The organism is Brotomerdimonas butyrica (assembly GCF_025567305.1).
In the GTDB taxonomy this organism is placed as follows: Bacteria; Bacillota; Clostridia; order Peptostreptococcales; family Anaerovoracaceae; genus Lentihominibacter; species Lentihominibacter butyricus.
This window is the reverse complement of sequence record NZ_JAOQJP010000005.1, coordinates 119,968-146,064: the sequence shown is the minus strand read 5'-3', so window position 1 is coordinate 146,064 and position 26,097 is coordinate 119,968. Positions and strand designations below refer to the sequence as shown.

General features: G+C 47.0%; 21 protein-coding genes. 2 read left to right on the top strand and 19 right to left on the bottom strand.

The genetic code is table 11. The annotated features are described in order from the left end of the window. Positions 1 to 51: 51 nt before the first annotated feature. The 8 genes from OCV59_RS05210 to OCV59_RS05175 form a co-directional block, all read right to left on the bottom strand. Complete coding sequence (locus OCV59_RS05210; RefSeq protein WP_147593434.1) at positions 52 to 891, bottom strand: saccharopine dehydrogenase family protein; 840 nt, start codon at positions 889 to 891, stop codon at positions 52 to 54. Next, positions 818 to 1,324 (bottom strand): IS200/IS605 family transposase, encoded by a 507-nt coding sequence (tnpA, locus tag OCV59_RS05205; protein WP_262584129.1) that lies wholly within the window; start codon positions 1,322 to 1,324, stop codon positions 818 to 820. Before tnpA ends, OCV59_RS05210 begins: the two co-directional genes overlap by 74 nt. A 321-nt stretch (positions 1,325 to 1,645) precedes the next feature. Beyond that, positions 1,646 to 3,748, bottom strand: a complete 2,103-nt coding sequence (locus OCV59_RS05200) for a polyribonucleotide nucleotidyltransferase (RefSeq protein WP_147593433.1) — start codon at positions 3,746 to 3,748, stop codon at positions 1,646 to 1,648. A 151-nt stretch (positions 3,749 to 3,899) separates the two neighbouring features. Continuing rightward, positions 3,900 to 4,166: a 30S ribosomal protein S15 gene (gene rpsO / locus OCV59_RS05195; protein ID WP_147593432.1), complete on the bottom strand. Its 267-nt coding sequence runs from the start codon at positions 4,164 to 4,166 to the stop codon at positions 3,900 to 3,902. 221 nt (positions 4,167 to 4,387) lie between these two features. Next, positions 4,388 to 5,818, bottom strand: a complete 1,431-nt coding sequence (locus OCV59_RS05190; RefSeq protein ID WP_147593431.1) for an alanine/glycine:cation symporter family protein — start codon at positions 5,816 to 5,818, stop codon at positions 4,388 to 4,390. Between the two features lie 385 nt (positions 5,819 to 6,203). Next, a complete protein-coding gene (locus OCV59_RS05185) occupies positions 6,204 to 7,643 on the bottom strand; it encodes a 4Fe-4S dicluster domain-containing protein (RefSeq protein WP_147593430.1) in 1,440 nt (479 codons plus the stop codon). Between the two features lie 705 nt (positions 7,644 to 8,348). Further along, positions 8,349 to 9,113 (bottom strand): Na-translocating system protein MpsC family protein, encoded by a 765-nt coding sequence (locus OCV59_RS05180; RefSeq protein WP_262584126.1) that lies wholly within the window; start codon positions 9,111 to 9,113, stop codon positions 8,349 to 8,351. Then, entirely contained in the window at positions 9,103 to 10,884 is a 1,782-nt protein-coding gene (locus tag OCV59_RS05175; protein WP_262584125.1) for a sensor histidine kinase, read from the bottom strand. Before OCV59_RS05175 ends, OCV59_RS05180 begins: the two co-directional genes overlap by 11 nt. Before the next feature lie 325 nt (positions 10,885 to 11,209). Between OCV59_RS05175 and OCV59_RS05170 the strand changes: the two genes are divergently transcribed. Beyond that, positions 11,210 to 11,653: a hypothetical protein gene (locus OCV59_RS05170; protein WP_147593427.1), complete on the top strand. Its 444-nt coding sequence runs from the start codon at positions 11,210 to 11,212 to the stop codon at positions 11,651 to 11,653. Positions 11,654 to 11,899: 246 nt separating this feature from the next. Here the strand turns inward: OCV59_RS05170 and OCV59_RS05165 are convergent, their stop codons facing one another. The 8 genes from OCV59_RS05165 to OCV59_RS05130 all read right to left on the bottom strand — a co-directional run bounded on the left by OCV59_RS05165 (position 11,900) and on the right by OCV59_RS05130 (position 21,868). Further along, positions 11,900 to 13,441 carry an ATP-binding protein gene (locus OCV59_RS05165; protein ID WP_262584124.1) on the bottom strand — a complete coding sequence of 514 codons (1,542 nt, stop codon included), beginning with the start codon at positions 13,439 to 13,441 and terminating at the stop codon, positions 11,900 to 11,902. 61 nt (positions 13,442 to 13,502) lie between these two features. Continuing rightward, complete coding sequence (nhaC, locus tag OCV59_RS05160; protein ID WP_147593426.1) at positions 13,503 to 14,972, bottom strand: Na+/H+ antiporter NhaC; 1,470 nt, start codon at positions 14,970 to 14,972, stop codon at positions 13,503 to 13,505. Between the two features lie 155 nt (positions 14,973 to 15,127). After that, positions 15,128 to 16,141, bottom strand: a complete 1,014-nt coding sequence (locus OCV59_RS05155) for a hypothetical protein (protein ID WP_147593425.1) — start codon at positions 16,139 to 16,141, stop codon at positions 15,128 to 15,130. Positions 16,142 to 16,350: 209 nt separating this feature from the next. Beyond that, entirely contained in the window at positions 16,351 to 17,193 is an 843-nt protein-coding gene (locus OCV59_RS05150) for a D-alanyl-D-alanine carboxypeptidase family protein (RefSeq protein ID WP_147593424.1), read from the bottom strand. A 44-nt stretch (positions 17,194 to 17,237) separates the two neighbouring features. Next, on the bottom strand, positions 17,238 to 17,843 hold the full coding sequence (gene scpB, locus OCV59_RS05145) for an SMC-Scp complex subunit ScpB (protein ID WP_147593423.1): 606 nt from the start codon (positions 17,841 to 17,843) through the stop codon (positions 17,238 to 17,240). Then, entirely contained in the window at positions 17,833 to 18,609 is a 777-nt protein-coding gene (locus OCV59_RS05140) for a segregation and condensation protein A (RefSeq protein WP_147593422.1), read from the bottom strand. Before OCV59_RS05140 ends, scpB begins: the two co-directional genes overlap by 11 nt. A gap of 296 nt (positions 18,610 to 18,905) precedes the next feature. Continuing rightward, positions 18,906 to 20,303, bottom strand: a complete 1,398-nt coding sequence (locus OCV59_RS05135; RefSeq protein ID WP_147593421.1) for a putrescine aminotransferase — start codon at positions 20,301 to 20,303, stop codon at positions 18,906 to 18,908. A 422-nt stretch (positions 20,304 to 20,725) separates the two neighbouring features. Continuing rightward, on the bottom strand, positions 20,726 to 21,868 hold the full coding sequence (locus OCV59_RS05130) for a radical SAM protein (protein ID WP_147593420.1): 1,143 nt from the start codon (positions 21,866 to 21,868) through the stop codon (positions 20,726 to 20,728). Between the two features lie 193 nt (positions 21,869 to 22,061). On the opposite strand from OCV59_RS05130, the gene OCV59_RS05125 reads away from it, so the two are divergent. Continuing rightward, a complete protein-coding gene (locus tag OCV59_RS05125) occupies positions 22,062 to 23,519 on the top strand; it encodes a ferrous iron transporter B (protein ID WP_147593419.1) in 1,458 nt (485 codons plus the stop codon). Positions 23,520 to 23,976: 457 nt separating this feature from the next. On the opposite strand, the gene OCV59_RS05120 is transcribed toward OCV59_RS05125, so the two are convergent. Genes OCV59_RS05120 through atpD form a run of 3 tightly spaced genes read right to left on the bottom strand, consistent with a single transcriptional unit; the run spans position 23,977 to position 26,091 of the window. Next, complete coding sequence (locus tag OCV59_RS05120; protein WP_147593418.1) at positions 23,977 to 24,228, bottom strand: TM1266 family iron-only hydrogenase system putative regulator; 252 nt, start codon at positions 24,226 to 24,228, stop codon at positions 23,977 to 23,979. Positions 24,229 to 24,249: 21 nt separating this feature from the next. Further along, complete coding sequence (locus OCV59_RS05115) at positions 24,250 to 24,687, bottom strand: F0F1 ATP synthase subunit epsilon (protein ID WP_147593417.1); 438 nt, start codon at positions 24,685 to 24,687, stop codon at positions 24,250 to 24,252. Between the two features lie 12 nt (positions 24,688 to 24,699). Further along, on the bottom strand, positions 24,700 to 26,091 hold the full coding sequence (gene atpD / locus OCV59_RS05110) for a F0F1 ATP synthase subunit beta (RefSeq protein WP_147593416.1): 1,392 nt from the start codon (positions 26,089 to 26,091) through the stop codon (positions 24,700 to 24,702). Between the last annotated feature and the right edge of the window lie 6 nt (positions 26,092 to 26,097).

Genomic DNA, 26,097 nt, shown 5'->3' with positions numbered 1-26,097 from the left:
AAAATAGGGCCACAGCATGCTGCCACAGCCCTCACACTTATATATATTTATTTATAAAAGAGGCTTGACTTCAGTCTCAAGGGTAATATCCAGTTTTTCAGCATATGCAATGTATTTGTCGCATTCCTCGTATGTCAGCATATCAGAGGATATCAGCCCTGTCTGAGTATAGTCGTCATTTACGAACATCTTAGTGAACAGCGATCCGCATTGCCCGGTAAGATACTGCTCTCCAGTTATACCGGCCCTTTCGAAGCTCTCACGGCATCCCGGTGCATAAAGATATGTTTCCACCATTACCTTTTTCCCATCTTTCGTGCCTGTAGCTTCGACCACGAATGCTCCTTCGTCTCTTACAAGCCCTTCATCAAGTATCTCCTTGATCTCATCGTAATATTTGGGTGCAGGAGGAAGATGGGATACGATAACATCGAACGGTATGAATGTGTGCCCCTTATATGTTTCCTCTTCCCTCTTGAGCAGCCCGGCTCTATATAGCGGTGTGGAAAACTCTATTCCCACTCCTCCGTATTTGAAGTTTATGTTCTTAGCCCCCTTGAAGTGAATATCCTTGTTGAGGCCCATATATACAGTCTCATCATGAGCATGTTCTACAAGAGTCACCTCTTTTTCACATCCCTTGAAGTGTCTCTTCACAGGCAGTGAATGAGGCTCTGTCTCAACCAGCACTCCGTCTTTCAATGCGAACGTAGGGTCGGTCATATCCGAAAGAGCAGTGAACGGTGACCACCAGAACGGCAGGAACCTTTTAGCTTCCACTCCTTCGTATACCATCATCAGTATATCGTCGCATGTATCAAGATATCTCATGGTGCTCTTTGTCGCAACACACATCATGCCCGGTGCAGCGCCTGTTCCTATGATTGCCATCTTTCATACTTATCTGATCATTTGCGATGTCCTCCTGCAGTTGATTTCTGATGTACTCTTCTATCGCTTTTTTGTTTCGTCCAACTGTATCTACATAATATCCTCGACACCAGAAATGTCTATTTCCATATTTATATTTTAAATTAGCATGCCTGTCAAAAATCATCAAAGAACTTTTCCCTTTCAAATATCCTACAAAACTCGCAACGCTGTATTTCGGCGGAATACTCACCAACATATGAATATGATCGGGACACAATTCTGCTTCGATAATTTCCACACCCTTTTGATAGCATAATTGCCTTAAAATTTTTCCAATATCCGTTTTTATCTTTCCATAGATTTCCTGTCGTCTATATTTGGGCGAAAAAACGATATGGTACTGGCAACGCCATTTTGAATGTGCTAAACTTGCAATATCATTATTATTGATTTTCACTAATACTTCCTCCTTTGTTTTGAATGCGGTTGGCCGACCACATCCATATTAACACAGGAGGATTTATTAAATTATACTGAAAGCTAAAGCCTTTTAATCTCCCCGGCATAGCCGGGGGATTATTGACCCTCCTCCCTATCGCTCGTCGGATCCTTCGCTAAAGCTAAACACACAAAAGACCGGGATTTCTCCCGGTCTCTGTCTGTTTATCATATTTGTCTGCTTTGCCCGGCGCCTGCCGCTTTGCATAGCGGCGACTCTGCGGTTGCCAGACGGTTCGATCTGCGCTTCGACCCGAAACATGCGATTCAGTTCTTATTTAAGCAGCTCTTTTCGTGAAAGGTTGATCCTGTTCTGGCTGTCGATCTCCGTCACCTTTACTTTTACAACATCGCCGACGTTCATCACGTCTTCGACTTTCTCGACTCTTTCCTTTGCCATCTTCGAGATGTGCAGCAGGCCTTCTTTTCCAGGAAGGATCTCTATGAATGCTCCGAAAGGCATCACTCTCGTTACCTTTCCTTCATAGATCTCGCCCGGTTCAGGCTCCTTGAGAAGCAGTTCGATCTCTCTGATACCTGCCTGAGCTGATTCCATATCAGGTGCTGCGATATATACAAGACCAGTGTCATCGATGTCGATCTTGACGCCTGTGTCTGCGATGATCCTGTTGATAGTCTTTCCTCCCGGTCCGATGACTGTTCTGATCTGATCAGGTTCGATCTGCATCGAGATGATCCTAGGAGCATAAGGTGAAAGCTCTTTTCTAGGCTCAGGAAGCTCGTCGAGCATTTCCTTCATTATATGCATCCTGCCTTCATAAGCCTGCTTGAGTGCGTTCTGCAGTACTTCCTTTGAAAGTCCGTGCACCTTGATATCCATCTGGATAGCAGTCACGCCCTTTGCCGTTCCGGCAACCTTGAAGTCCATGTCTCCGAGGAAGTCTTCCATTCCCTGGATGTCGGAAAGGATAGCCATCTTGCTGCTTCCGTCCTCTTCTACTCTCTCGATGAGTCCCATAGCGATACCTGCTACAGGAGCTTTGATCGGAACGCCTGCATCCATCAGTGCCAGACAGCTGCCGCATACTGACGCCTGTGATGTCGATCCGTTCGATGAGAGGACTTCCGATACGACTCTGATAGCATAAGGGAATTCTTCTTCGCTAGGGAGCACCGGAATGAGCGCTCTTTCCGCAAGAGCACCGTGGCCGATCTCTCTTCTGCCCGGACTTCTCATCGGCCTTGCTTCGCCTACTGAGTAAGGAGGGAAGTTATAATGATGCATGTATCTCTTCTCAGTCTGCTCTGTGATGCCGTCGATAGTCTGCGCTTCGCTGAGAGGTCCGAGTGTCGCGATCGACATTACCTGAGTCTGTCCTCTCTTGAAAAGCCCGGAACCGTGCGTTCTCGGGAGCAGTCCTGTATCACACCAGATAGGTCTGATCTCAGTTCTCTTTCTGTTGTCAGGTCTGATCTCATCGTCGAGGATGAGACTTCTTACCTGTTCCTTTGTTATAGCGTAGAGAACGTTGCCGATATCTTTGCCGTTGTCAGGGTAGATCTCTGCAAAGTGCTCTTTTGTCTCTGCTTCAACAGCGTCCATGTTGTCGAGTCTTTCCATCTTGTCGTAAGTCTGGATAGCGGCTCTCATCTTGTCTTCAGCGTATTCTCTCACTGCAGCCTCGATATCTTCAGGGACCTTGTAAAGTTCGATCTCCATCTTAGGCTTGCCGACTTCCTTAACGATCTCTTCGATGAACTCGACGATCTTCTTTATCTCTTCATGTGCGAACATGATCGCATCGAGGATGGTTTCTTCCGGAACTTCGTTTGCTCCTGCCTCTACCATCATGATAGCTTCCTTCGTTCCGGATACTACCAGATGCATACTGCTCTGCTCTCTCTGCGCAAGCGACGGGTTAACTACGAACTGCCCGTCCACCATGCCGATAAGTACTGATCCTGTCGGACCGTCCCAAGGGATATCGGATATAGCCAGCGCTACCGATGAACCTATCATTGCTGCGATCTCTGACGGTGCATCGTTGTCGACACACATAACTGTCGCCACTACCTGCACGTCATTGAAGAATCCCTTCGGGAACAGCGGCCTCAAAGGTCTGTCCATCAGTCTCGAGTTCAGGATCGCCTTTTCACTAGGTCTTCCTTCTCTTTTTATAAAGCCGCCAGGTATCTTGCCTGCGGCGTACATTTTTTCCTCATAATCGCATGATAACGGGAAAAAGTCGATGTCAGGTCTCGGTTCCTTGGATGCTACAGCAGTGACATTCACAACTGTGTCCCCATATCTTACCATTACCTGCCCGTTTGCCATTTCGCATACCTTGCCGATCTCGAGCTCGAGCAGCTTGCCGCCTATGGCTGTCTTGAATGTTCTGTAATCTGTGAATTTCATAATAAACAACTACCTCCTGTTTATTTCCTCTCGCGTTTGAAAGATGCGCCGTATCGCGCAGTCGCTTTCTGCCGTATCATAGATACGGGCAACTCATAAAAAAAATCAAGCGGGGTCGTGTCTGTGCCCCGCTTAAATCTTTAAGTTCTGTTTACTTTCTTAAACCTAAACGAGCGATAAGATCTCTGTATCTTTCCAGATCCTTCTCTTTCAGGTAATTAAGAAGATTTCTTCTCTGTCCTACCATCTTTAAAAGGCCTCTTCTTGAGTGATGGTCCTTCTTGTGAACCTGAAGATGCTCATTCAGGTCGTTGATTCTGTAAGTCAGTATTGCGATCTGAACCTCAGGAGAACCTGTATCTCCTTCTTTTAACTGGTACTCTTTGATGATTTCTGCTTTCTTTTCAGTAGTGATCATTTGATTTCCTCCTTGATACAATCCGCCTGCTGCTGAGTCGTCGTCGGAGTTTCGACCGACCGGGCCGCAGGTAATTTTACTAACGATTCATGTTATCACATATATCACACTATTGCAAGCTAAAACTCATCTCAATTTTTTCCATATTTTTCTGTAAAACTGCAGCACTCGCCTTCACCTCAGGCATACAGCACTGCAGGCCTTTGCATAAAGCGCACAGGCTATTTCCAGTAATCAGTATCCTGCTTCAGCCCGATGTTCTTTGCGAGGAATACAGGATTCTTTCCTTCCTTGCGCTGCTGCGTGTAGTCGTTGAGACACTTCAGCGCCGTATTTCCAAGTATCACGATCACAGGAATATTTACAACGACGATCATAGCCTGGAGCATGTCCGCAGTATCCCATACGAATCCTGCGCTTGCAGTCGCTCCGACGTAAACCAGGACTGTAGCGATCAGTCTGAATGCTATCAGGCTAGGCTTCGGCGCATCTCTGTTGATGATGAACTCGAGGCAGCCTTCGCAGTACGAATAGTTTCCGATCAGCGTAGTGAACGCGAACAGCGAAAGAGCTACTGTGAGGAATACCGGTCCGAAAGTTCCCAGTGAATCAGCTATCGAGTTCTGAACATATCCTGCTGCATCGGCACTGCCGTCTGCAACATATCCTGCCGGATCGACCGATGTGCTCAGGCACATGAATGCTGTTGCTGTACAGATGAGCAGTGTATCGATGAATACTGAAAGCATCTGAACGAGGCCCTGTTTTGCCGGGTGAGAGATATCAGCTCTTGCAGCTGCATTCGGCGCAGAACCCATACCTGCTTCATTCGAATACAGACCTCTCTTGATACCCCACATGATACATGAGCCTGCAAAGCCGCCGGCCATCGACGAGAAGTCGAACGCGCTGCGGAAGATGCCTGCGATCATTCCAGGAAGAGCTGTGATATTGATAGCCATTATCACAAGTGAAACAAGTACATATATTATACCCATCAGAGGCACCAGCACTTCCGTTACCTTTATCAGTCTCTTTGCACCGCCGAGAACGATGATGCCGAACAGTACCGCGAGGATCAGTCCGATGATCTTAGGCGTAACGCCCGCGTCATAGAAATCAAATACAGCGAATGCCGACTGGAGATTGTAAGCTGCCAGCATATTGTATCCGACCGCATATATAAGTATTATCAGCACCGAGAAGATAACTCCTAGCCATCTCTGCTTGAGCGCGTGCTGCATGTAAAACGCAGGTCCGCCGTAGCATGTGCCGTCGTCAGCTCTCTTCTTGTATATCTGTGCAAGCGTAGATTCGATGAATGCTGTCGCTCCGCCTATTATCGCAGTTATCCACATCCAGAATACTGCTCCGGGACCTCCCAGGCATATCGCAGTGGCAACACCGATGATGTTTCCCGTTCCCACTCTCGATGCGGTAGAAACCATGAGTGCTCCGAATGACGAGACTCCGTTGTCTTCGACAGGTTTTTCCATAACGACTTTAATCGACTCTTTGAACAGCCTGCCCTGAATGAATTTGGATCTGAAAGTAAAATAAACGCCGCCGGCCATCAGCAGAAGCGGCACGAACCACGGCTGATACAGCACGTTGCTGACCGCCGAGATACCTGAGTGCAATGTTTCCAACATAAAAAATCACCTCAAAAAATAATAAAATAACAATAACAAATATGATAACTTAACTGCATGCTCCGCTTCGCGATTTTGTGAAAAGCTTCACAGCAGCGCCATCTATCATTATACACAAAAAATGAACGTTTGACCATCTATTTCAGTCAAACGTTCACATTTTATGCGCAATTTCAAAAAATTCCGTATACGATTACCAACTTTATTGCGCCCTTTTATAAACTTTTACGCTTTCCGCCGGTCTGCAAGGCTATACAGCCGCTCCGGCACATTCCGCTGTTCTTCATTTACTCTTCATTTCAGCGAGCCGTAAAGCTCAGTGCGACATTCCGTCAGTCAGTCTGTCAGGCATTTTCACAAGCGCTCATACCCCTTTATGTGCGTTTTAATACTCTCTGCTTTTTGCCTTTTCCACGGATTCCTGTATACCTTTGATCGTCGCACTGATGCCGTACTTCTCTATGCTTCGCTTATTGGCGTCTCCGTGAGTCAGACACGCAGCGCCTCCTATGCATCCGCCTGAGCATACCATTCCTTCGATGAAGTTGTTCGGAAGCACACCTCTGTTTGCTCTGAGCAGTGCAGATTTGCACTTGTCGATGCCGTCACATACGATAGGATCTATCCTGACGTCTTCACCGAGTTTCTCATACGCAGCTTCTGTCACTGCATCCGTAACACCACCCGAACGCGCGAAGTTCCTGCCGAAGCATGAAGCATTGTCGAGAGTAGTCTCCTCAAGCTTCTCCACTTCAAGATCCTTGCTGTCTATCAGCGCCTGCAGCTCCTCGAACGTCAGGACATAGTCGATATACTTCGCCACTTCAGGATCCTTCACCTCTGCCTTTTTCGCTGTGCATGGTCCTATGAATACTACCTTCGCATCGGGATCATGCTGTTTTATGAACTTTCCTGTCTCCGCCATCGGCGACAGGCTTGATGATATGTTTTCAGTCAGATCCGGGAATTTCGTCTTTATGTATTTCACGAACGCCGGACAGCAGGACGAAGTCATCAGATCACGCTCCTGCAGCTCTGCCGCTTCATTGTATGCGACGATATCCGCACCGAGTGCCGCTTCCTCGACTGCATAGAATCCGATCTTCTTTATCGCAGTGATGATCTGGCCGGTCTTCGCATACGTGAACTGGCTCGCTATCGCCGGCGCTACCACTGCATAGACCTTGAACTTCTCATTGTTCTCGCTCTCCATTATCGTTTTTATAACGTCTGTTATGCTCGATACATCCAGTGTTGCTCCGAACGGACACTGATACACGCATGAGCCGCATGCGATGCACTTTTCACTGTCTATCATCGCAACACCGTCAGGCCCCATGCTGATCGCATCCACTTTGCACGCTCTTTCGCAAGGTCTCTTGAAATTCGTGATCGCGCTGTACGGACATACCGCTGCACATCTGCCGCACTCCACGCATTTACTCTTGTCTATATGCGCCCTCTGCTCATCGTCGAACTTTATCGCCCCCGGCTTGCACGCGTCTGCACATCTGTGAGCTACGCATCCTCTGCACAGATCCGTTACCACGTGTCCCGCCTCGGGACATTCATCGCATGAAATATCTATTACCTGTATGACATTCGGATTGTTTTTGTTGCCGCCCAGGGCTATCCTTATCCTCTCCGCAACAATCGCTCTGTCCTTGTAGATACAGCAGCTCCTCGGTGGTTCATCCTTCTTGACTATCTCGTTTGCTATTTCATTGAACACCGAAAAGGCATCATTGCCTCGCCATGTCTGCCAGGCCAGCTCCATCAGAACTGTGTACTTCAACTCTTGTACTTTGGTGTCAAAAATTCTCATAAAATCTCCTTTGTTAAATTTATAACTTTCTGACTATATAATAAAATACAATCACAGAATTGTAAATACACAATCTTGCGGTTATTTGCCGTTACAGAACAAAAGCGCTTCGACCCGCAGCAAAGGGCAAAAACGCTTTCGTTCAATCTATTTATATATTGTTTTTGAGGTGTTTTAAGTCAAATCGTTCCTCTATATGTTTAATGACCATATAAACTATGGTACAAGCTGCCGCGGTGCTGAACACAAGCTGGTCTTCAATCACAAGCATTACCAGAACCACGATTTGTATCAATGCAGCAACCAGCGACAACCATGACAGCTTGTCATTCACTATTGCTTTAAGGCATATTTATCAATCCTACGGATCCTGCAAGAGACAACAGGCTCGCAAACAGTGTTTCGATCTCACCTGTGATCTGCGATACGAGTCCCTTTATCACGATGACCCACATGCATCCTGTCGTGAGCCATATAAAGTTTCGAGGGTTTTCGTTCGGTGTAACTATCTTTATAACTCAGGTGCGATACCTTTGTTTGCAAGCCCCTGCATATCTCTTTCCTGATTTATTATAGAAAAAGGACCATACAAAATAAATTGTATGGTCCTAAACAGCCTTAAATATTATCCGCTTAAGCGTACAAATCAGTTTACTACCGTCTCCCGGTGCGCTTCTCTCGGCACTCGCTCTGATTGCCCAGGCTTCATTCGCTCTGATCGACAGTAAATATCAATTTGTTCTTGTCTTTCTCAACACTTATTATGACTTTCGACAGTGCGACCCCGCAGCCTGCTACTTTCAGGATCATCTGGCACAGCTCTTTTTCCTTCACTGAGAAAAACAATTCTCTAACGTGCTTAATTATAGCAATATTTCGATTATTGTCAAGAAGATTTTTTTCAAAGGTCGTAAGAACTTCCGATGCGACCATTTCTATGCTGTCGCCATTCATAAAAACGCTCACGTTTTTCGGCCCTTTTCCCGTCATAGCCTTGAGCATCGCGGAAAATTCGCGCTTTATCTCATCTTCCACTTTTTTCTTGTTCTCCGGAAGCGCCGCAGATTTTCTTTTTCGCTTTTCGTAAAGCTCTGACGCCAGCTCTCCCAGCACTTCCAGCAGTTCCTGCACATTCACTGGCTTCAGTATGTATTTATGGATACCCGCGTCTATCGCGCTGAGGATCGCATCCACTTCGCTTACCGCAGAGATCACTATCGCCGCAGTCTCCTCGCCCTGCCGGTGTATCTGTTTTATCATTTCTATGCCGTTCATTTCGGGCATATAGTAATCAGCGATTATGATATCCGGCTTGAAATCATTGTAAAGCTCCAGACCGCGCACACCGTTCTCACATGCGAATACACGCCCTACGCGCCGCTTCAGTACATCGATAAGCTCCTCGCGTGCCTCGTCATCGTCTTCAACATACAGTATCTTGAGATTTCTCAGCATTTCATCAGAATTCATTTTTATCCTCTTTTCCATCTTCCTGTCCGGTCTCCGGTATCAGTACCGTGCTCCTGACACCGCCGTCTATGTTCTGCACCTGCAGCTTTCCACCCATGCGGTCCTCTATTATCTGCTTTGATATGTAAAGCCCCAGGCCTGTGCCTCCGGTGTCGTCTCGCGTTGTGAAATACGGTTCATATATATGTTCAAATGCTTCTTCCGGTATCTGTCTGCCGTTGTTCGTCACGTCCACTCTGATCATCTCATCTTCCTCGGAAACGTCTATGCTTATCCTCCTGTCTGCGACCCCGGATTCCACCACTGCATCTCTCGCATTGTTGAGCAGATTGAATATCACATGTGTCGTCTCGTTGTCATATCCGTATGCTTTCTTTTCTGTATCACAGCTGAGCTCAAGCTTTATGCGTTTTACATTTATGCTTTCCTCCATCAGTGCGATGGCGCTCTTTATACAGTCTCTGACATCGAAATAGACTTTTTCCTTCGCAGGCTTGAGAAATCCCGAAAAATCTGTGATAGTCTCGGACATTTTCTCGACGATATTCTCGACCTTGTTAACACTTTTTTCAAGGCGTTTTTCGTCAAGATCACCGTACCGGTAGCTGTCAAGCAGGTTTCCTAATATCAGATTGATAGTATTCAGCGGCTGCTTCCACTGATGTGTTATATTACCGACCATTTCGCCGATCTTGGCCTGCCTGGACTGATATATGATGATGATCTCTTTACGACGGTTTTCTTCCTCCAGCGCACTCGTTTTCTTGATCATAGGCTTCGAAAAAGCTATCAGGAATGCAATGAAAACAAACAGCAGGACGACACCGAGTATTATCATCGTGCTGCGAAGCGATCCGATCGGTTTGTACACAACATCAGCAGGCTGCGTAGTGATAAATATCCACCCGTTCTGCATTTTACAGTAACCCATTATCTTTCCGGTGCCCATGAAATTATAAATGATATAGCCTGCATCGCTTCCGTCGTTTTTCTCATACTCAGCTTTAAGAAGGCTGATGATCTGTTCTTCCTCCGCGGCCGAATCGTCATCATTATGCACGATAAACTCGTAATTCTCATCTATCAGAGCTGACGCGCCGCCTTTGTACAGACTCATCTCCTTTATGACCTTGAGCATATACTCGGCATTTATGTCCGCCCCGGCAACGCCGACAAACAATCCGTCGACATATATCGCATCCGAATACGAGAACACTTCTTTATCGATGTCCTTGTCGTAGTATGAAGAGACCCAGACGCCGTGATCCTTGCCCTGCGGCTTGAAGAAATACTCCATCTCCTTGTCATACGGCAGCGTGAAATCCCTTTTGTTCTTCTTAAAATCCGCAGTGATCGCTTTTATCTCACCGTCCATCGCCGAATACCAGACTTCTTCATCTCTGTTCGTCAATTCCGGATTGAATGTCACGTAAAGGCTGTGCGTGCTTTTGATCGACGAAAGGTCGTTCTTTATCAGCTGTGCCAGCTCCTCCTTGTACGCGTCAATATATCCTTCACGATCATTTTCGAATGCCTCCACATCAAAAGTCGTTCTGTCATACGACGCCAGGGAGTTCGTCAGGCCTTCCATATGGTTGAATTCCGCACTGAAGTCATTGGCGTATTTTTCAGTTGTTGCAACGATCTTTTCATCTATCTCGGCCGCAAGGATGGCGGTACTCCTAAGCGTCGCTATCGACCCTATTATCAGAGCTGCAGTCATCGAAAAAGCCGTTATGATGCATATCGCTTTTACCAGTGATTTATCCATAGTGCTTAAAGTATACCATATTTTCACTTTTTTACCAAAACAAAATTCCTTACGCGTGTGATGGATAAACATTACATTAAAATGGATTTTTATTCCATGATGCAACACAAAAAAATTTTAAAATGATATAATCATTTTGTTTAACTAAGAATTTTTGATCGCGACCAGGTATCTCAAAAATGTTTATAAAACAGCAGAACTAACGAAGCTAATTTTAAGTTAAAATACCATTTCAAAAAAGCAAGTTTATTTTAGAGATACTATATGCTGGAAACAGAATTTTTCATTAAAAATTCAGAGAGGATATATTTGAGGAGAAGAAAATATGAGAAAGTCAAAAAAACTATTAATTGCTTTCATTGCAGTTGCAATGTTGATATCTCTCATGCCTACAGGCGCTTTCGCCATGACTGTTAAGGCAACTAAAGTAACTGACATAAAAGCAGGGAATTCATTTTGCGCGACAACAACAAAAAACGGGCTAAATTACTTCAGAATGACTGACTGTTGTAATTTGAGTGGCGACGGGGCCCACGTAACAGGAACTGCAACTATTTATAAGTACCAAAATGGAAAATGGGTTTTAAAAAAGTCAAATGTCAAATTTGATACCGATAATACAAAAAAACTATTTTGGGCAAATGTAACAAAAGGCGTTAAATACAAAATCAAAATAAACAAAGCAAAATTTTATGACCCATTTGAGGGAGAATTTGGTAAGTTGAAACTCAATGCCGATTTTCCTGTCGGAATGAAATTTTCAAAATAATTGATACGATTCTATTCCAGCATTAACAGTATTAATAAGAAGCCAGACGCACTGTAGATGGATGCCCCCCGGCAAGGGTAGCGATAACTGCAAAGTTTTAAGTGCATTGTGCACTGCAGACTTATTGATAAGCAAAAGATGTCCGCAGTGCATCAGCTTCTCTTTTTATAAGCAGAACCGTATATCTATCATACATTCACGCCTGCGTTCTTATGGTTGTGCCATACTTTAATTAATACACCAAGGCTACACTTCCGTGAGCAGGAAAGCCATATAAAGCGGCAGCGTGAGTATCTCATCAGCTTTTCCTACATTATAATCACCAAGCTTTATTGCAGAATATACATGATATTTTTCAGGATGCTTCAGTATTGTCCTTGTGCTTTTAGTATTGCCTGAAGATGCTTTTACTTCCACCAGAGTACACTCTCCTTTGTATCTAATCACAAAATCCACTTCCAATCCGGAATCTTTATGAAAATAATACAGCTTACGCCCCATTTTCGCAAAAATATCTGCAATCAGATTTTCAAAAATGGCGCCTTTATACCCGTATAGATTACCCTGCAGTATGTCATATTGAGTACCATCTTCAAGCATGCTTACGAAAAGACCACAGTCGCACATATATACCTTAAAGATGTTTTCCTGCGCATTTCCATCCAGAGGAAGTTCTGTAATTCTGAGATTATAGCATCTGGATATTATTCCTGCGTCTTCTATCCACTGCAGGCTCCCTGCATATTTAGATGAAGTCGATCCCTTCTTAACAACAGAATACTGGAATTTCTTGTTTTCTTTACTCAATTGTTTCGGGATAGACTGAAAACACTCAATAATGCTCGATTTATCTTTTTTCTCCGCATATTTTATCATATCATCTTCATACGAACGGACAATATCCCTTTGAAGTCTTAAAACTTCATCCATCTGTTTAGTATCGATAAAAGTTTGAACTACATCAGGCATACCTCCAACGACAGTATATTGCAAGAGTAATTGCCTCATTCTGTTATGCAAAGCTTCGGGAACCGGTGCTGTATCACTTATATATTTTTTTAAATTTTTGATAATAGCATCTGAAATGCCATTGGCCCACAAGAACTCCTCGAAATCTAAAGGATACATGTCAATTATTCTTTCATAGCCTACCGGGACAGATTTTGGTTCTTTACCGTAACCCCGCACCCCCAGAAGCGATCCAGTTCCGATCACGTCAAAACGCCCGTCAAGGTGAAAGAATTTAAGAGCAGTTCTCGCACCGGGACATTCCTGTATTTCATCTAATACTATTATGGTGCTCCCGGCTTCAAACACTGCTGCATCACCAAGCAATGCAGATAAAAGCATGATAATATTGTCGATTTCCAATGAGCCTTCAAAAACAGAACAGTAATCAGGATTTTCAAAGAAATTCAGATAGACAACATTGTCATAATTTTTCTTTGCGAATTCAAGCACAGAAAATGTTTTGCCACACTGCCTGCACCCCTTTATTAATAATGGTTTTTTATTAACTGAGTTTTTCCATTCAATAAGACGATGTTCAATCTTTCTTTTTAGCATCCCAAGTTCCTCCTTGTCTCTATATAAACTATTATTAACAGAGTAACTCAATAATATAACTTTTTCAAGGGACTTTTTTATAACACTATCAACTTTTTCAAACCACTTTTCGCCAAAACCACAAACTTTTTCGAGGGACTTTTGAGTGACTTCAACAACTTTTGTGCTACAAAAAAGACCCTGCAGTCTCCTGCAGGGTCTATGGATTATTGATTTCGTCACTTAAGGCCGGTGAACTTTCCCAGTATGTCTATACTGTACCGTCACTGTGACGGATCACATGCTACGCCTGTTCCTTAAGCTGTGCCTTCTTCTTTGCCTGAGCTCTCTTCGTCATACGCACACCGTCCTTGTCAGCAACAGTATATCCCATGTATGCCATGATCGCTACGATTATCGGCATAGCGATATTGAAAATCGCATATGGCAGATATTCTGAAGTTGCAACGTTAAGCGTTGCGTAAATGAACACACCGCATGTGTTCCACGGGATAAGTGCGGACGTTACCGTACCTGCGCTTTCCAGTGCATTAGAAAGAGTCTTCGGATGAAGGCCCATTTTCTTGTAAGTGTCTGCATACATCCTGCCCGGTATAACTATCGATATGTACTGCTCAGGCATTGCCGCATTGCTCAGTATGCATGTCGCTTCTGTAGTTACTACAAGACCGCCCGGTCTCTTTGCCAGGCCGATGATCTTCTGCACCAGTACATCCAGCTGCCCCGTCTCTTCCATGATGCCGCCGAACATCATCGCGATTATCGTCAGCGCTATCGAGCTCATCATATTAGTGATACCACCTGACGTAAGCAGTTCATCGATCGCTGCCACTCCTGTTTCGCTTACATTTCCGTTCATTCCCGCATCAAGCAGCACTCCCAGCGAAGCTGATTCGCCCTGGAACAGCGCTCCCATGATGCCGCCTGCAATGATACCCAGAGTTATTCCCGGGATAGCCGGTACCTTGAGCGCTACCGCAACGATAACGATAAGCGGTGGAATCAGAAGAAGCGGACTGATGTGGAAATTCTCCGCAAGTCCATTGCTCATTTCCTGCACGGCCGAAAGATCCGCAGAATTGCCGCTCTTTACATGAGTGAATCCCATGATCGCGAATACCACGAGCGTTATGCCGTATGCTATGCCCGTAGGCAGCAGCATGAATTTTACATGGGTGAACACGTCTGTGCCGGCCATCGCAGGCGCCAGATTCGTAGTATCCGAAAGCGGTGACATCTTGTCTCCGAAATACGCGCCGGATATGATCGCACCCGCAGCCATCGGAGCCGGTATGCCAAGTCCGATCGCGATACCTATGAGGGCAAGGCCCATCGTTCCCATAGTTCCCCACGATGTGCCTGTAGCCAGTGATGTGATCGAGCAGATCAGCACTGCAGCCACCAGGAACACTGACGGCGACAGCAGCTTGAGGCCGTAATATATCATAGACGGCACTATACCGCCGACGATCCATACCCCGATCAGTATACCCACTATCATCAGGATCATTACAGACTGAAGCGCGTTGTATATACCATTCATCATGGCCCTTTCTATGGCATCCCAGGCATTGCCGAGATACAGAGCCATACATGCCGCCGCGATGACTCCTATGAACATAGGCACATGGACATCCACACCGTATTTAACTATAGCTATAGCCATTACTGCAATGAGTATAGCGAAAGTTATAAGCGGATGATAGATCTTAGGAGTCCTTGGCGTTCTGTTTTTTTCTTTTTCGTTTTCCATTTCGTTACTTCTCCTTAATCAAAACTCTCGCAAAAAACAAACAAGTGCCGAAACAGCACTTATTTATTTTACCGTATATTTATGCATCAGTCAATATAAATTTGCACTTATATACATTTTTTTACAGCATTCGATCTTTGCGCCCACGGACGTGCTCAAAGCAGTCCTGTCACATCTGCACTGCGGCATTTGCACATCTTGCTGACACTGCCGTTCTCATCCGTATGTCCGCATGCGCCGCAGATCCCTTCACCGCAGCACATCCTGAAATTATTGCAGAAAACCAGCTTGCCCGCAGGTATTTCCATGCAGTCCGCAAGAGTTTTTATATAATAGTCAGAAGCCATTATGATGATCCTGTCGTAATCGTCTGCTCTGTAGATACCGGCCAGATGGCCCGGCCTGCCTTTAGCACGTTCAGATATCGCCGCCGCGGTGAGTTCCTGCAGTGAAACTTTCCTGACCGAAAGTTTTTCACTCGAAATGTCTCTCATACTGTCTGCCACGATCTCATCGCAGACCTTCTCACTGTCAATCAGAAGATCCGCGGCTATCCTGCCGCCGGCTGCGCTCAGCAGGTTGACAGCCGGCGCGAACCCCGTCCCCTTGGTCATTATCAGCCAGCGCGGCTCCGGGTTTCCCTGTGTGATACCGCTCAGATCTTCTTTCAGCCCTGAGACACCTCCGCCTATAAGTCCGTTTCTGTAAACCCCTCTCAGCACGAGCTGAGCGCCAGCCTCCGCCACAGCCTTTGTTTTCGCAGATATCACCTTCAGCGCAAGAAACAGCCTGCCGTTTTCCACATCGCTCCGCATCACCGATACCGGCACGTTTGATAACTCGCTCCTGCCCACGGCATTTACGAATACGAACGAGCCCGGCTGCGCAGCTTTGAGCGCAAACCCCCGGGACACCTTCAGCACGATCACCAGCAAATCGCTGTCGTACCATACTTTTTTTATGATATCCACAGGCTTGTTCCTGCGCTGTTGTCTCACTGTTTTTCCATTCTGTACAAACTCGTTATATACACAGACGCCGGCCCAGCTGCAGTCGCATTCCTGTCTGCCCGCCAGTCTGCTGCAGACGAGGCAGTCCCCTGTCTCGGCGAGCGGGCAGGGGCAGTTGTCCGTTCCGGCATCGACGCATAAACCATTCATGTATGTCATGTCACGCCTCCAAATATGCACATATTGAGGCAAAGCCTGTCACAACTCTGCCTTTTTATACTCTCATATTATGCATATCGAGGTCGATGGGTTCGCCGGATCTGCCCAGACAGATGATCATGCAAAACTGCAGGCACGCTTTATTCGGCACTCATGTGCAGCACCCTGCCCAGGCTACGGCATACCGCAGCCGTCACCACAATACCGGCTCACTGCCTGAAGCCGAACTCCATCAGGCGGTAAGCGTCGTTGAACCAGTCCGGCGCGCTCATCACGACCGCTATCATAGTCCTGCCGTCACGCTCAGCCGAAGCCGCCAGCGTCCTGCCCGAATCCTTCGTATATCCGATCTTGATGCCGCTGCCGCCCTCAAACTCAGTGATCGTTTTATTCTTGTTGTGAAATGTGAGATACGTGCTTTCCTCACGCTCCGCTTTCCAGTCCACAGTCGAAACGATCTCCCGAAAAGTCCCGTTTTTCATAGCTGCCGCAGAGATCACGGCAAGATCGCGAGCCGTCGTATAGTGATCTTCGTCAAAGAGTCCGTTCGGATTGGCAAAATGCGTACTGCTGCATCCGAGCTCTGCCGCTCTGTCATTCATCATCTCCACAAAATGCTCCTGATCGCCTCCGATTATTTCAGCGAGTGCCACCGCCGCATCATTTCCCGAAACGAGCATCAGTCCATACAAAAGATCCTGCACCGATATTTCTTCACCGGCTTTAAGATAGATGGACGAACCCTCCACTCCTTCAGCCACTTCCGGCACCCGTACTTTCTGCTCGAGAGGGCTGTCGTATTCCTCCATTGTCTCCAGCGTCACCAGCGCAGTCATTATTTTCGTCGTGCTCGCCGGATACGCCTTCTGATCCGCACATTTTTCATAAAGCACCTCGCCTGTATCCGCATCCATCAGCAGCGCCTGCCCTGCCGAGATCCCTATTTCCACAGATGTGGCGTCCGTGAACCCATGTTTCTGTACATAAAAGCCTATCCCCATGCACACTGCGACTGCCACCGCTGTTATGAATATAAGTTTGCCTTTTTTCATAAAAAAATCCCCTTTGTCACCATACGCGCCAAAAGGGGGATTTATTACTTGTTTTTTGTCAGATCGAGTGATATCTGCTGTGCATATGAGCTGTCCATATCTGAAACCATCTGGTCCTCCTCAGCCATGATACCCTCTATATCTTCTATTCCCGGCAGTTCCTTCAGTGTCTCGAATCCGAACTGCTTGAGAAATTCATCTGTAGTACCGTACAGGATCGGTCTGCCGACCGCATCTGATCTGCCGACCTCCGCGACCAGCCCTTTTTTGGCAAGCCCTTCTATCACTCTGTCGCACTTTATACCTCTGACTGCTTCGATCTCGCCCTTTGTCACAGGTTGTTTGTATGCGACTATCGCCAGCACCTCCAGCGCCGACTGAGTCAGACGCTTGTGCTTTACAGGGGTGCACAGTCTCTCTATGTAGCTCAGATTCTCTTTTCTGGTCACGAACTGAAAGCTCTTGTTCACTTCCCGTATGACGATCCCTCTGCCTTCCTGCTCATACTCAGCCTGCAGCTCTTTGCAGCATGCATATATCTCTTTTCTGTCTTCGTTGAAGATCTCCGCCATTTCCTTTACATCCAGAGGTTTGCCCCAGACGAACATCATGGATTCTATCGCGGATTTTATAGTTTTCCTACCTGCCATCGCCATTCTCCTTATCTTCTTCAAACAGCTCATCTGTCGCAGTGACTGTGATGTCGCCGAAAATGTACTGCTGCTGAGCGTCGAGTCTGCGCTGCTTCATCATCTCAAGCACCGAGGAGAACGTCACCGCAGTATCGTATCTGTCGTTTTTTTCCGGCACCAGTTCCATGAAATCCGCCTGCTTCAGACCCGACTCGACAAAGAAACTTCTTATATCATTCATCCTCGTCTCGTTGGTTATCCGCTGTTTTTCACTTCTCCTGTGATGCGCCTTTATCTCCTCAAGCTTTTTCTTTCTGTTCAGGAATTTTTCAAACGCCGCTATGAACTGCTCTATGTCCAGCGAAAGATACTCGTCAGGCTCTCCCGTATACTCCGCAAGGTCTTCCTGCGGTTTTTCCAGGTGCAAAGACGCACTTTCCCACCTTTCCTCCAGCATTTCCGAGATCGTCTTGAATTTTTTGTACTCTACCAGCTTTGCCACCAGCTCGGTCCTCGGATCCTCCGGCACCTCTCCGGAATCGTTTTCCGGCACGCTTCTTGGGAGCAGCATTTTCGATTTTATCTCAAGAAGGGCCGCTGCAAGTACCATGAATTCCGAATATACATTTACATCCGCCTCCTGCATCGAGCCCACATATTCCATATACTGATCTGTTATCTCAGATATCCTTATATCATATATACTCATCTGTGCGTGTTCTATCAGATAGACCATCAGATCGAACGGTCCTTCGAACACATCGAGCTTCACACGATATCCCATCGTTCCTCCCTGCATCTGCAGACCCGCAGACACATGCTATTGTACCACACAAGGTGAGCTCCGCTCAAGATAAAACGACTCACAGCAACTCCATAAAGCCCCCATGGCGGCGCCACAAACGCCGGCGCTTGATGTCTCACGAAACAGCCTGAGCATCGGGCAGCACATGCCCGGATACCAGGAGCGGCCGGGCCGGAAGTTTTCTGCAAAAAATCAAGACCCCGCCATAATGGCGGAGCCTTGAGGTATTTAGATGAATATTACACCGATATTCTAATCTACTTTTTTATACCGACTTACAGCTTGTAAGCAGCCTTAACTTCTGCGATCGACTCGTCAAGAGCAGTTAATACCTTGTCGATAGTTTCATAGCTCTGAGTTGCAGGTGGTTCGATTCTTACTGTCTTAGCATTTACTAATGTACCAGCAGTCATAACCTTTCTTGCGAACAGGCCCTTAGTTACTTCGTGTCCAACTTCTGCTTCTGGGAATTCCATGCAGATAAGGAGTCCAGCACCTCTGATGTCGATCAGAACTGTAGGGTACTTAGCCTGTAACTTCTTAAGACCTTCCATGTAGTAGTCGCCCTTAGCCTTCATCTGACCAGGGATATCATGCTCGAGCATGTACTTGATAGTAGCGATCATTGCTGCGCAAGCGAGTGGGTTACCACCGAATGTAGGTGATCCTAAGATCCATGGATTGTCAAACATCTTTCCTGATGTACCAGTACCTACGCCTGACTTTTCATAAGTCCAAGGTCTAGCGATGATACCTGTGATAGGAACTACACCACCTGATGAAGCCTTACCGAATGTCATGATATCAGGTGTAACGCCTTCGTGATCGCATCTCCACATTGTACCAGTTCTTCCGAGACCAGTCTGGATTTCGTCGAAGATCAGGCAGCAGCCATATTCGTCAGCGATAGCTCTGAGCTCTTTGAGGTAACCATCCGGTGGAATGATAACTCCGCCTTCACCCTGGATAGGCTCAACGATGATAGCAGCAACTTTTTCACCAACAGCGATAAGGTTCTTAACTGCAGCTCTTGTAGCGTCAGCGTTACCATATTCAACGTGCTGTACCTGCTGTACCATAGGGATATAGTCTTCTCTGTAAGCGCCCTTGCCGCCTAATGAGATAGCTCCCATTGATTTTCCGTGGAATGCGTTTACAGTTGAGATGTACCATCTTCCGCCTGTAGCCAGTCTAGCAAGCTTCAGAGCCATTTCGATAGCTTCTGCACCACCGTTTGTTAAGAATGAGTACTGCAGATCTCCCGGTGTGATCAGTGCTAATAATTTGCAGAGGTAACCTCTTAACGGGTCAACCAGTTCCTGTGAGTGTAAGCAGTATCTGTCTAACTGAGCTCTTACAGTCTTCTTGATCTCAGGATTGTTGTGTCCGCAAGCATAGATACCGAATCCGCCTAAGCAGTCGATGAATTCGTTTCCGTATACGTCTACGAATAATGAACCGTCTTCACCGCCGTCACCCCATTCAACGAATGCGGAGTCAGTTGATACTGATTTTCTGTATTCTAACCAACCCGGGTTGTAGTTTTCATTGAAGTTTGCGATCGAATCTGTAATGATAGCAGCTTTCTGCTCTTCTGTGAGCTCGTCAGCTTCGATCATGCCAACAACTCTTTTAGCTTCTTCTAAAGCTAATTTCATGTTTCTTTCAGTCATAATTATCCTCCCTTTTTACTTAGGTTTTGTTTTTTCTTTCACCGCTCTATTATTAGCGGCAATCGATGTAACTTCTGCCTACTATATATTCAATATCCGTGCCAACTAATTCAGAATTTTGATTATTTTGTTTTTCAGAGAATTGAATTTTCTGAAAAAGTCGCTCTTTCCTTGTAGTTTCAAGCCTTTCATTTTTCATGTTTTTACATGTTTTTTTATGGACATTAAGCTTTGACACTGTGTATACTGTATTTTTTAGTGGATTTGTGTATCGTTTTTGAGATTCGTTATCATTTTTGATACACTTTTTCGGATTAATACCGATTCTTCTAATTTGTCAAAAAACTCCGTTGTTTTTTGTTTGCGGTTTTTCTCCGCATTTTTATCACGGCCGGAAAAACGCCGCCTCACCCTGCAAAACCTTAAATATAACGCGATATCAGCGCATTCATCTGTATCTCCCACTGATAAGGATCTTTCACTTCATCGACCATACGTCCGATCCGTTCCAGTTCCTGCGGCCTCAGTCTCGACATATCGGCAGGCTTGCTCACGCGCACCATCCTGCGCGCAGCCTGATACATGCGCCTTTCACGCTCCGACATGGCAAAATATCCATCTATAAGTCCCAGCATCCGGCTTTTCTCATTTCTGAGACTGCCCTCTACATCCTGCAGAAGGTTGATCATATGATCGCTGACCAGCCTCGTATCCACGCCTTCAGCTTTCTCGATGACAGTCCTCAGCTCGATGAGCTTCTCATCGTCGCTGCAAAGCGTGAATTCGCCTCTTCTGAAATCATCATACAGCTCCGTTCCCGGTTTGACTGCAGCAGTCCTGATACGCAGAAAATCAGGATCCACTTCATTTATGACGTATGCCGTCTCCTCAGCATTTTCACTCGTGAGCTCCTTTCCGCCTGCCCCCGGCATGAAATACACCGAAAGCTCGATGCCCCCGGCCTTTACATTCTTTCCTGCCGTTATTTCCTGCTCCTGCGTCACGCCTTTGTTTATCTTCTTCAGCACGGCGTCCGAGCCGGTTTCAAATCCGGAATGGATCCTGTCCAGCCCCGCTTTTTTCAGCTCTGCAAATTCCTCCGCGCTTACTTTCGAAAGGTTTTCTGCTCGCCCGTAGGATGTTATACGCCTTATCGACGGGAACGCCTGCCTGAGATATATCAGCACATCGCTGAGTCTGCCGCTGCTCAGCGCCGTAGTGTTGCCGTCCTGCAGGAAGACGTTTTCCGCTCCGTCTATGATCCAGTTGGCCATCATGTAAAGGCACTGTCTTTCGTCTTCCGTTCCTTTCATCAGCTCTGCGTTGATTCCGTCTATATCCCACGTCCCGTCGCCGTTCCTGTACTGTTCGACGATCTGCGCCTGGTATACCATATTGTCTATGTCTGCTTTGATGCTGTCCGCGCTGTAGGCTTTGAACTTTGTATGCCTGTACAGCTGACAGAATTTGCATTTATTCCACGTGCATCCGTTCGTCACCTGCAGCAGCAGGCTCTCCGCTTCACTCGGCGGTCTGATAGGTCCTATCCTGAAAGTTCTCTCCATATTTCACTCCTTATATATGTAAATATCTCTGCGCTGCGCCCTTTCCTGTAATCTGTCCGGCATGCCGCGCATATGCTTGAACATCCGTACGCCCGCCCCGGCGTTCAGTATTTTTATGATTATATCATATTTGACGCGCGTAAGTGTACCTTTTAAGTAAAATTCAGACGTTCGCATCCGCGGAGGTGTTTTGATGTTAAAAACTGCAGCGATCTCGTTCACCATCATCCACATTGTGATGCTGGTGATATTCATGAAATATAAAAGCGATATTTTTTACAAAATAAAAAAACTGTGCAGCCACTTTGCAAAAAAGGGCGTATACACCACTCAGGCCTCGCGTACTGCACAAAGTGCACGGACCTCAAAAGCCGGGGATCCTCTGATGCACAACAGCATTGCCCGCCGGCTCCTTTCCGGGAAGATAACAGGTCTTCCGATTTTTGCAGCTGTGATGTTCACGGTTTTTCATCTGACCTTCGATACCGTCGGCAGATCATTGAGCGTTCTGCTGGCCACTGCGCTTGATATCTGTACCGCCCGGCTCGATCATATCCTCCTCACCGCCGGAACATGCCGCCCTCTGCACGATCTGCTGATATACGGGATCTGCCCCGGCATCGGCAGCGTGCTGTCATTCGTGCCGCTCATCGCTGTACTGTTCTGCCTGCTGGCAATACTTGAGGACTGCGGCTATTTCTCGTATGCTGCCGCACTGTTCGACAGCGGCATGTCACGACTCGGACTTTCAGGCCAGTGCATCGTGCCGCTCATCATGGGTTTCGGCTGTGCAGTGCCCGCCGTGATGAGCGCATCATCGATGCTAGAAGGCAACAAAAAACTGCGCACTATATTCATGATACCGTTCATGTCATGCAGCGCCAGGCTGCCCGTATACTCTGTGCTCATCTCTGCTTTCTTCGAAGATCACCGCGCGATCGTCGTCTGGTTCATTTATCTCACCGGGATCACGACCGCTATGATATGCGCCGGTCTTGCCGGTAAAATCGCGGACGGCCGCAGACCGAATAACTTGAGCAGTTCGAACTGCCGCTGCCAGCGTGGCTCCGGATACAGCGCCGGGCACAAAACAAGAACGGGAGGTGGACATTTCACCACTCCCTCCCTGAAGCCGCCGCGTATATCTTATGTACTTGATATCGTTCTCACAAATTCACTTGGTTTTGTAAAAAAAGCCTTTTCTGTGATCCTGGCCGCTTCGGTAGTCATATGGTTCCTGCAGTCGTTCGACTGCAGTCTTCACATGGTTTCCGACTGCCGTGAAAGCATACTGGTATTTTTAGGACGCTCCGTTGCACCTTTCTTCGAGCCGCTGGGATTCGGCAGCTGGCAGGCCGCATCTGCGATGATCGCCGGACTTTCCGCAAAAGAAGCGATCATCAGTACATTCTCCGTGATCGCCAGCAGCTCCGGAATGTCCTCGTTCTCACTGCTCAGCAGCATTTTCACACCTGCCGGCGCTATTTCATTCATGGTCTTCTGTCTGCTATACGTTCCATGTATCGCCACACTGGCTACCGTTCGAAAAGAGACGGGCAGCTGGCGCTGCAGCATCATAATGTGTTTCGGCCACATACTGCTCGCATGGAGCGTGTGCTTCATGATCTACAATATCTTCTGTCATCTGTGAGCGCAAAGCATCACGCGTCGCCCTTCAGATATGTGCAGGCATTTTCCTTTAAATACCGGCACAACCGTTGACACAGAATCGAGAAAGAGGTATAGTTTTGATATAGAAAGAGAAGCCGATGAACGGCTGCTCCCTTAATCGTTAGAAGTAAAACTCCGTCGCGACTGGGAAATCATGGACGGAGTTTTTACTTCCTGTAAAAACTAATGCTTGTCTTTCAACAAGGCAATAACTGCGACTATCAAAAGTCCGGCAGTGCAGAACGCACTCAAGGCTTCATATGTAATCATAGTATCACCTCCCTTTCCAGGGAGCTTCCGTCCACCGTGTCTCTGGCTTCTCCAGGTTCGTTATACCATTATTATGATGCTTCGCCAATATTTTCCTTATAATGATGCCGACAAATTTCAGGATCTCCCAAAACTGCCGGCATAAAAATCTCTGTTTTTTTCTAACGCTATTTTTTCGAGTACACCGTCTTCGTGCTGACACCGTCGAGCGCGCCGAGCTTGCCCGACAGCGCACTGATCGTGTCCTGATCGGACTCAACAGCGAGACTGATGATCGAAAGTTTTTTCTCCGGATGAGGGATCCCCATCCTGCCGATTATATGTTCGCGGTAATCGTGAAGCAGATGATTCATTTCCTCCACCGCATCCTGATTCTCCACTATAACGCCTATCAGCGCTATCCTTTTTTCATCGCACATATGCCACCTCCATGCTTCTCATCAGTGTCCGCGTCTGTATCCGCCCTCTGCCACGTGGGATCTCGTGATCGCTTTTGAAATGGCGATCTTCGCTTTCGTCACATCGTTAGGGTCCGCATCCTTTTCATGGTGCGTCAGCCAGTCTTCAGCCTTCGCCTTTTCACTGAGGACTCTTTCCATGTCTATATCTTCGGACCACTCAACAGCGTCCGTGTATATGATGATGCTGTCTCTGACATCGATAAATCCGCCTGCTATCGCGGCAACGCGGTACTCATCCTTGCCTGCACCGGCCTCCTGTATCCACAGCTCGCCGATGTCCAGCAGCTTGCACGCCCATGAATGTCCGTACATAAAGCCCTCATCGCCTTCCAGTGTAGTAGTGATGACGATATCCACATATCCTCTGTAAAACAGCTTTGAAGGTGTTATTATCTCTAATTTCACACTGTTTGCCATGACGATCTCCTGCTATTTCTTACTGTTCTCATACTTTTCGACAACTTCGTCGATGCTTCCTGCGAACAGGAACATCTGCTCCGGAATATCATCATGCTTGCCTTCCAGTATCTCCTTGAAGCCTCTTACAGTTTCCTTGAGCGGCAGATACTTTCCTTCCATTCCTGTGAACTGCGCAGCAACGCTGAACGGCTGCGAAAGGAATCTCTGTATCCTTCTTGCTCTGGAAACTATCAGCTTGTCGGAATCCGAAAGCTCATCCATACCGAGTATAGCGATGATGTCCTGCAGATCTTTATACCTCTGGAGCACCTCCTGCACGCCTCTGGCAGTCTGATAATGCTCTTCTCCCAGGATCAGCGGATCCATTATTCGGGAAGTCGATTCCAGAGGGTCTACAGCCGGATAGATACCGAGCTCAGTGATCGACCTGGAAAGTACCGTCGTAGCATCCAGATGCGCGAACGTCGTAGCAGGAGCCGGGTCTGTAAGGTCATCCGCAGGCACATATACGGCCTGTACCGATGTGATCGACCCTTTCTTTGTCGACGTGATCCTCTCCTGCAGAGCACCCATCTCAGTAGCCAGCGTCGGCTGATATCCTACTGCCGAAGGGACACGCCCCAGCAGCGCAGATACTTCCGAACCCGCCTGAGTGAACCTGAATATGTTGTCTATGAACAGCAGAACGTCCTGGTTCTCCCTGTCTCTGAAATATTCGGCCATCGTAAGACCCGTCAGCGCAACTCGCATTCTGGCGCCCGGCGGTTCGTTCATCTGTCCGAATACCATCGCTGTATTCTTTATAACTCCTGACTCGATCATCTCATAATAAAGATCGTTTCCTTCTCTGGTTCTTTCTCCTACGCCCGCAAATACGGATATACCTCCGTGCTCTCTGGCGATATTGCTTATCAGCTCCTGGATCAGGACCGTCTTTCCTACGCCTGCTCCCCCGAAGAGACCTACTTTACCGCCTCGCGTATACGGTGCGATAAGGTCGATTACCTTGATGCCGGTCTCGAATATCTGAGCTGACGTATCCTGTTCTTCAAACGGAGGCGCTGCTCTGTGTATAGCTGCTCTGAGCTCTGTCTCCACAGGGCCCTTTTCATCTATCGTCTCTCCGATAACGTTGAACATCCTGCCCAGGACCTCTTTACCGACAGGCACCTTTATAGGCTCTCCGGTATCCACGGCTTCCATGCCTCGTCTGAGACCGTCAGTCGATGACAGCGCCACGCATCTTGCGACATCATCACCTATATGCTGAGCGACCTCCGTCACTATGACCTTGTCGCCGAACTTTATATCTACTGCATTTAGCAGCTCAGGCATCTGATCCTCACTGAATTTTATATCTATTACGGGGCCTATGATCTGATGTATTCTTCCTTTGTTCATTTTCGC

Coding starts and splice junctions, on each gene's coding strand:
- OCV59_RS05210 (WP_147593434.1), bottom strand. CDS start 891: ATGGCAATCATAGGAACAGGCGCTGCACCGGGCATGATGTGTGTTGCG.
- OCV59_RS05180 (WP_262584126.1), bottom strand. CDS start 9,113: ATGAATTCTGATGAAATGCTGAGAAATCTCAAGATACTGTATGTTGAA.
- OCV59_RS05125 (WP_147593419.1), top strand. CDS start 22,062: ATGTTAAAAACTGCAGCGATCTCGTTCACCATCATCCACATTGTGATG.
- OCV59_RS05185 (WP_147593430.1), bottom strand. CDS start 7,643: ATGAGAATTTTTGACACCAAAGTACAAGAGTTGAAGTACACAGTTCTG.
- OCV59_RS05190 (WP_147593431.1), bottom strand. CDS start 5,818: ATGTTGGAAACATTGCACTCAGGTATCTCGGCGGTCAGCAACGTGCTG.
- nhaC (WP_147593426.1), bottom strand. CDS start 14,972: ATGGAAAACGAAAAAGAAAAAAACAGAACGCCAAGGACTCCTAAGATC.
- scpB (WP_147593423.1), bottom strand. CDS start 17,843: ATGGCAGGTAGGAAAACTATAAAATCCGCGATAGAATCCATGATGTTC.
- OCV59_RS05155 (WP_147593425.1), bottom strand. CDS start 16,141: ATGACATACATGAATGGTTTATGCGTCGATGCCGGAACGGACAACTGC.
- OCV59_RS05140 (WP_147593422.1), bottom strand. CDS start 18,609: ATGGGATATCGTGTGAAGCTCGATGTGTTCGAAGGACCGTTCGATCTG.
- OCV59_RS05200 (WP_147593433.1), bottom strand. CDS start 3,748: ATGAAATTCACAGATTACAGAACATTCAAGACAGCCATAGGCGGCAAG.
- atpD (WP_147593416.1), bottom strand. CDS start 26,091: ATGAACAAAGGAAGAATACATCAGATCATAGGCCCCGTAATAGATATA.
- OCV59_RS05115 (WP_147593417.1), bottom strand. CDS start 24,687: ATGGCAAACAGTGTGAAATTAGAGATAATAACACCTTCAAAGCTGTTT.
- OCV59_RS05175 (WP_262584125.1), bottom strand. CDS start 10,884: ATGGATAAATCACTGGTAAAAGCGATATGCATCATAACGGCTTTTTCG.
- OCV59_RS05130 (WP_147593420.1), bottom strand. CDS start 21,868: ATGGAGAGAACTTTCAGGATAGGACCTATCAGACCGCCGAGTGAAGCG.
- OCV59_RS05135 (WP_147593421.1), bottom strand. CDS start 20,303: ATGACTGAAAGAAACATGAAATTAGCTTTAGAAGAAGCTAAAAGAGTT.
- OCV59_RS05170 (WP_147593427.1), top strand. CDS start 11,210: ATGAGAAAGTCAAAAAAACTATTAATTGCTTTCATTGCAGTTGCAATG.
- OCV59_RS05120 (WP_147593418.1), bottom strand. CDS start 24,228: ATGTGCGATGAAAAAAGGATAGCGCTGATAGGCGTTATAGTGGAGAAT.
- rpsO (WP_147593432.1), bottom strand. CDS start 4,166: ATGATCACTACTGAAAAGAAAGCAGAAATCATCAAAGAGTACCAGTTA.
- OCV59_RS05150 (WP_147593424.1), bottom strand. CDS start 17,193: ATGAAAAAAGGCAAACTTATATTCATAACAGCGGTGGCAGTCGCAGTG.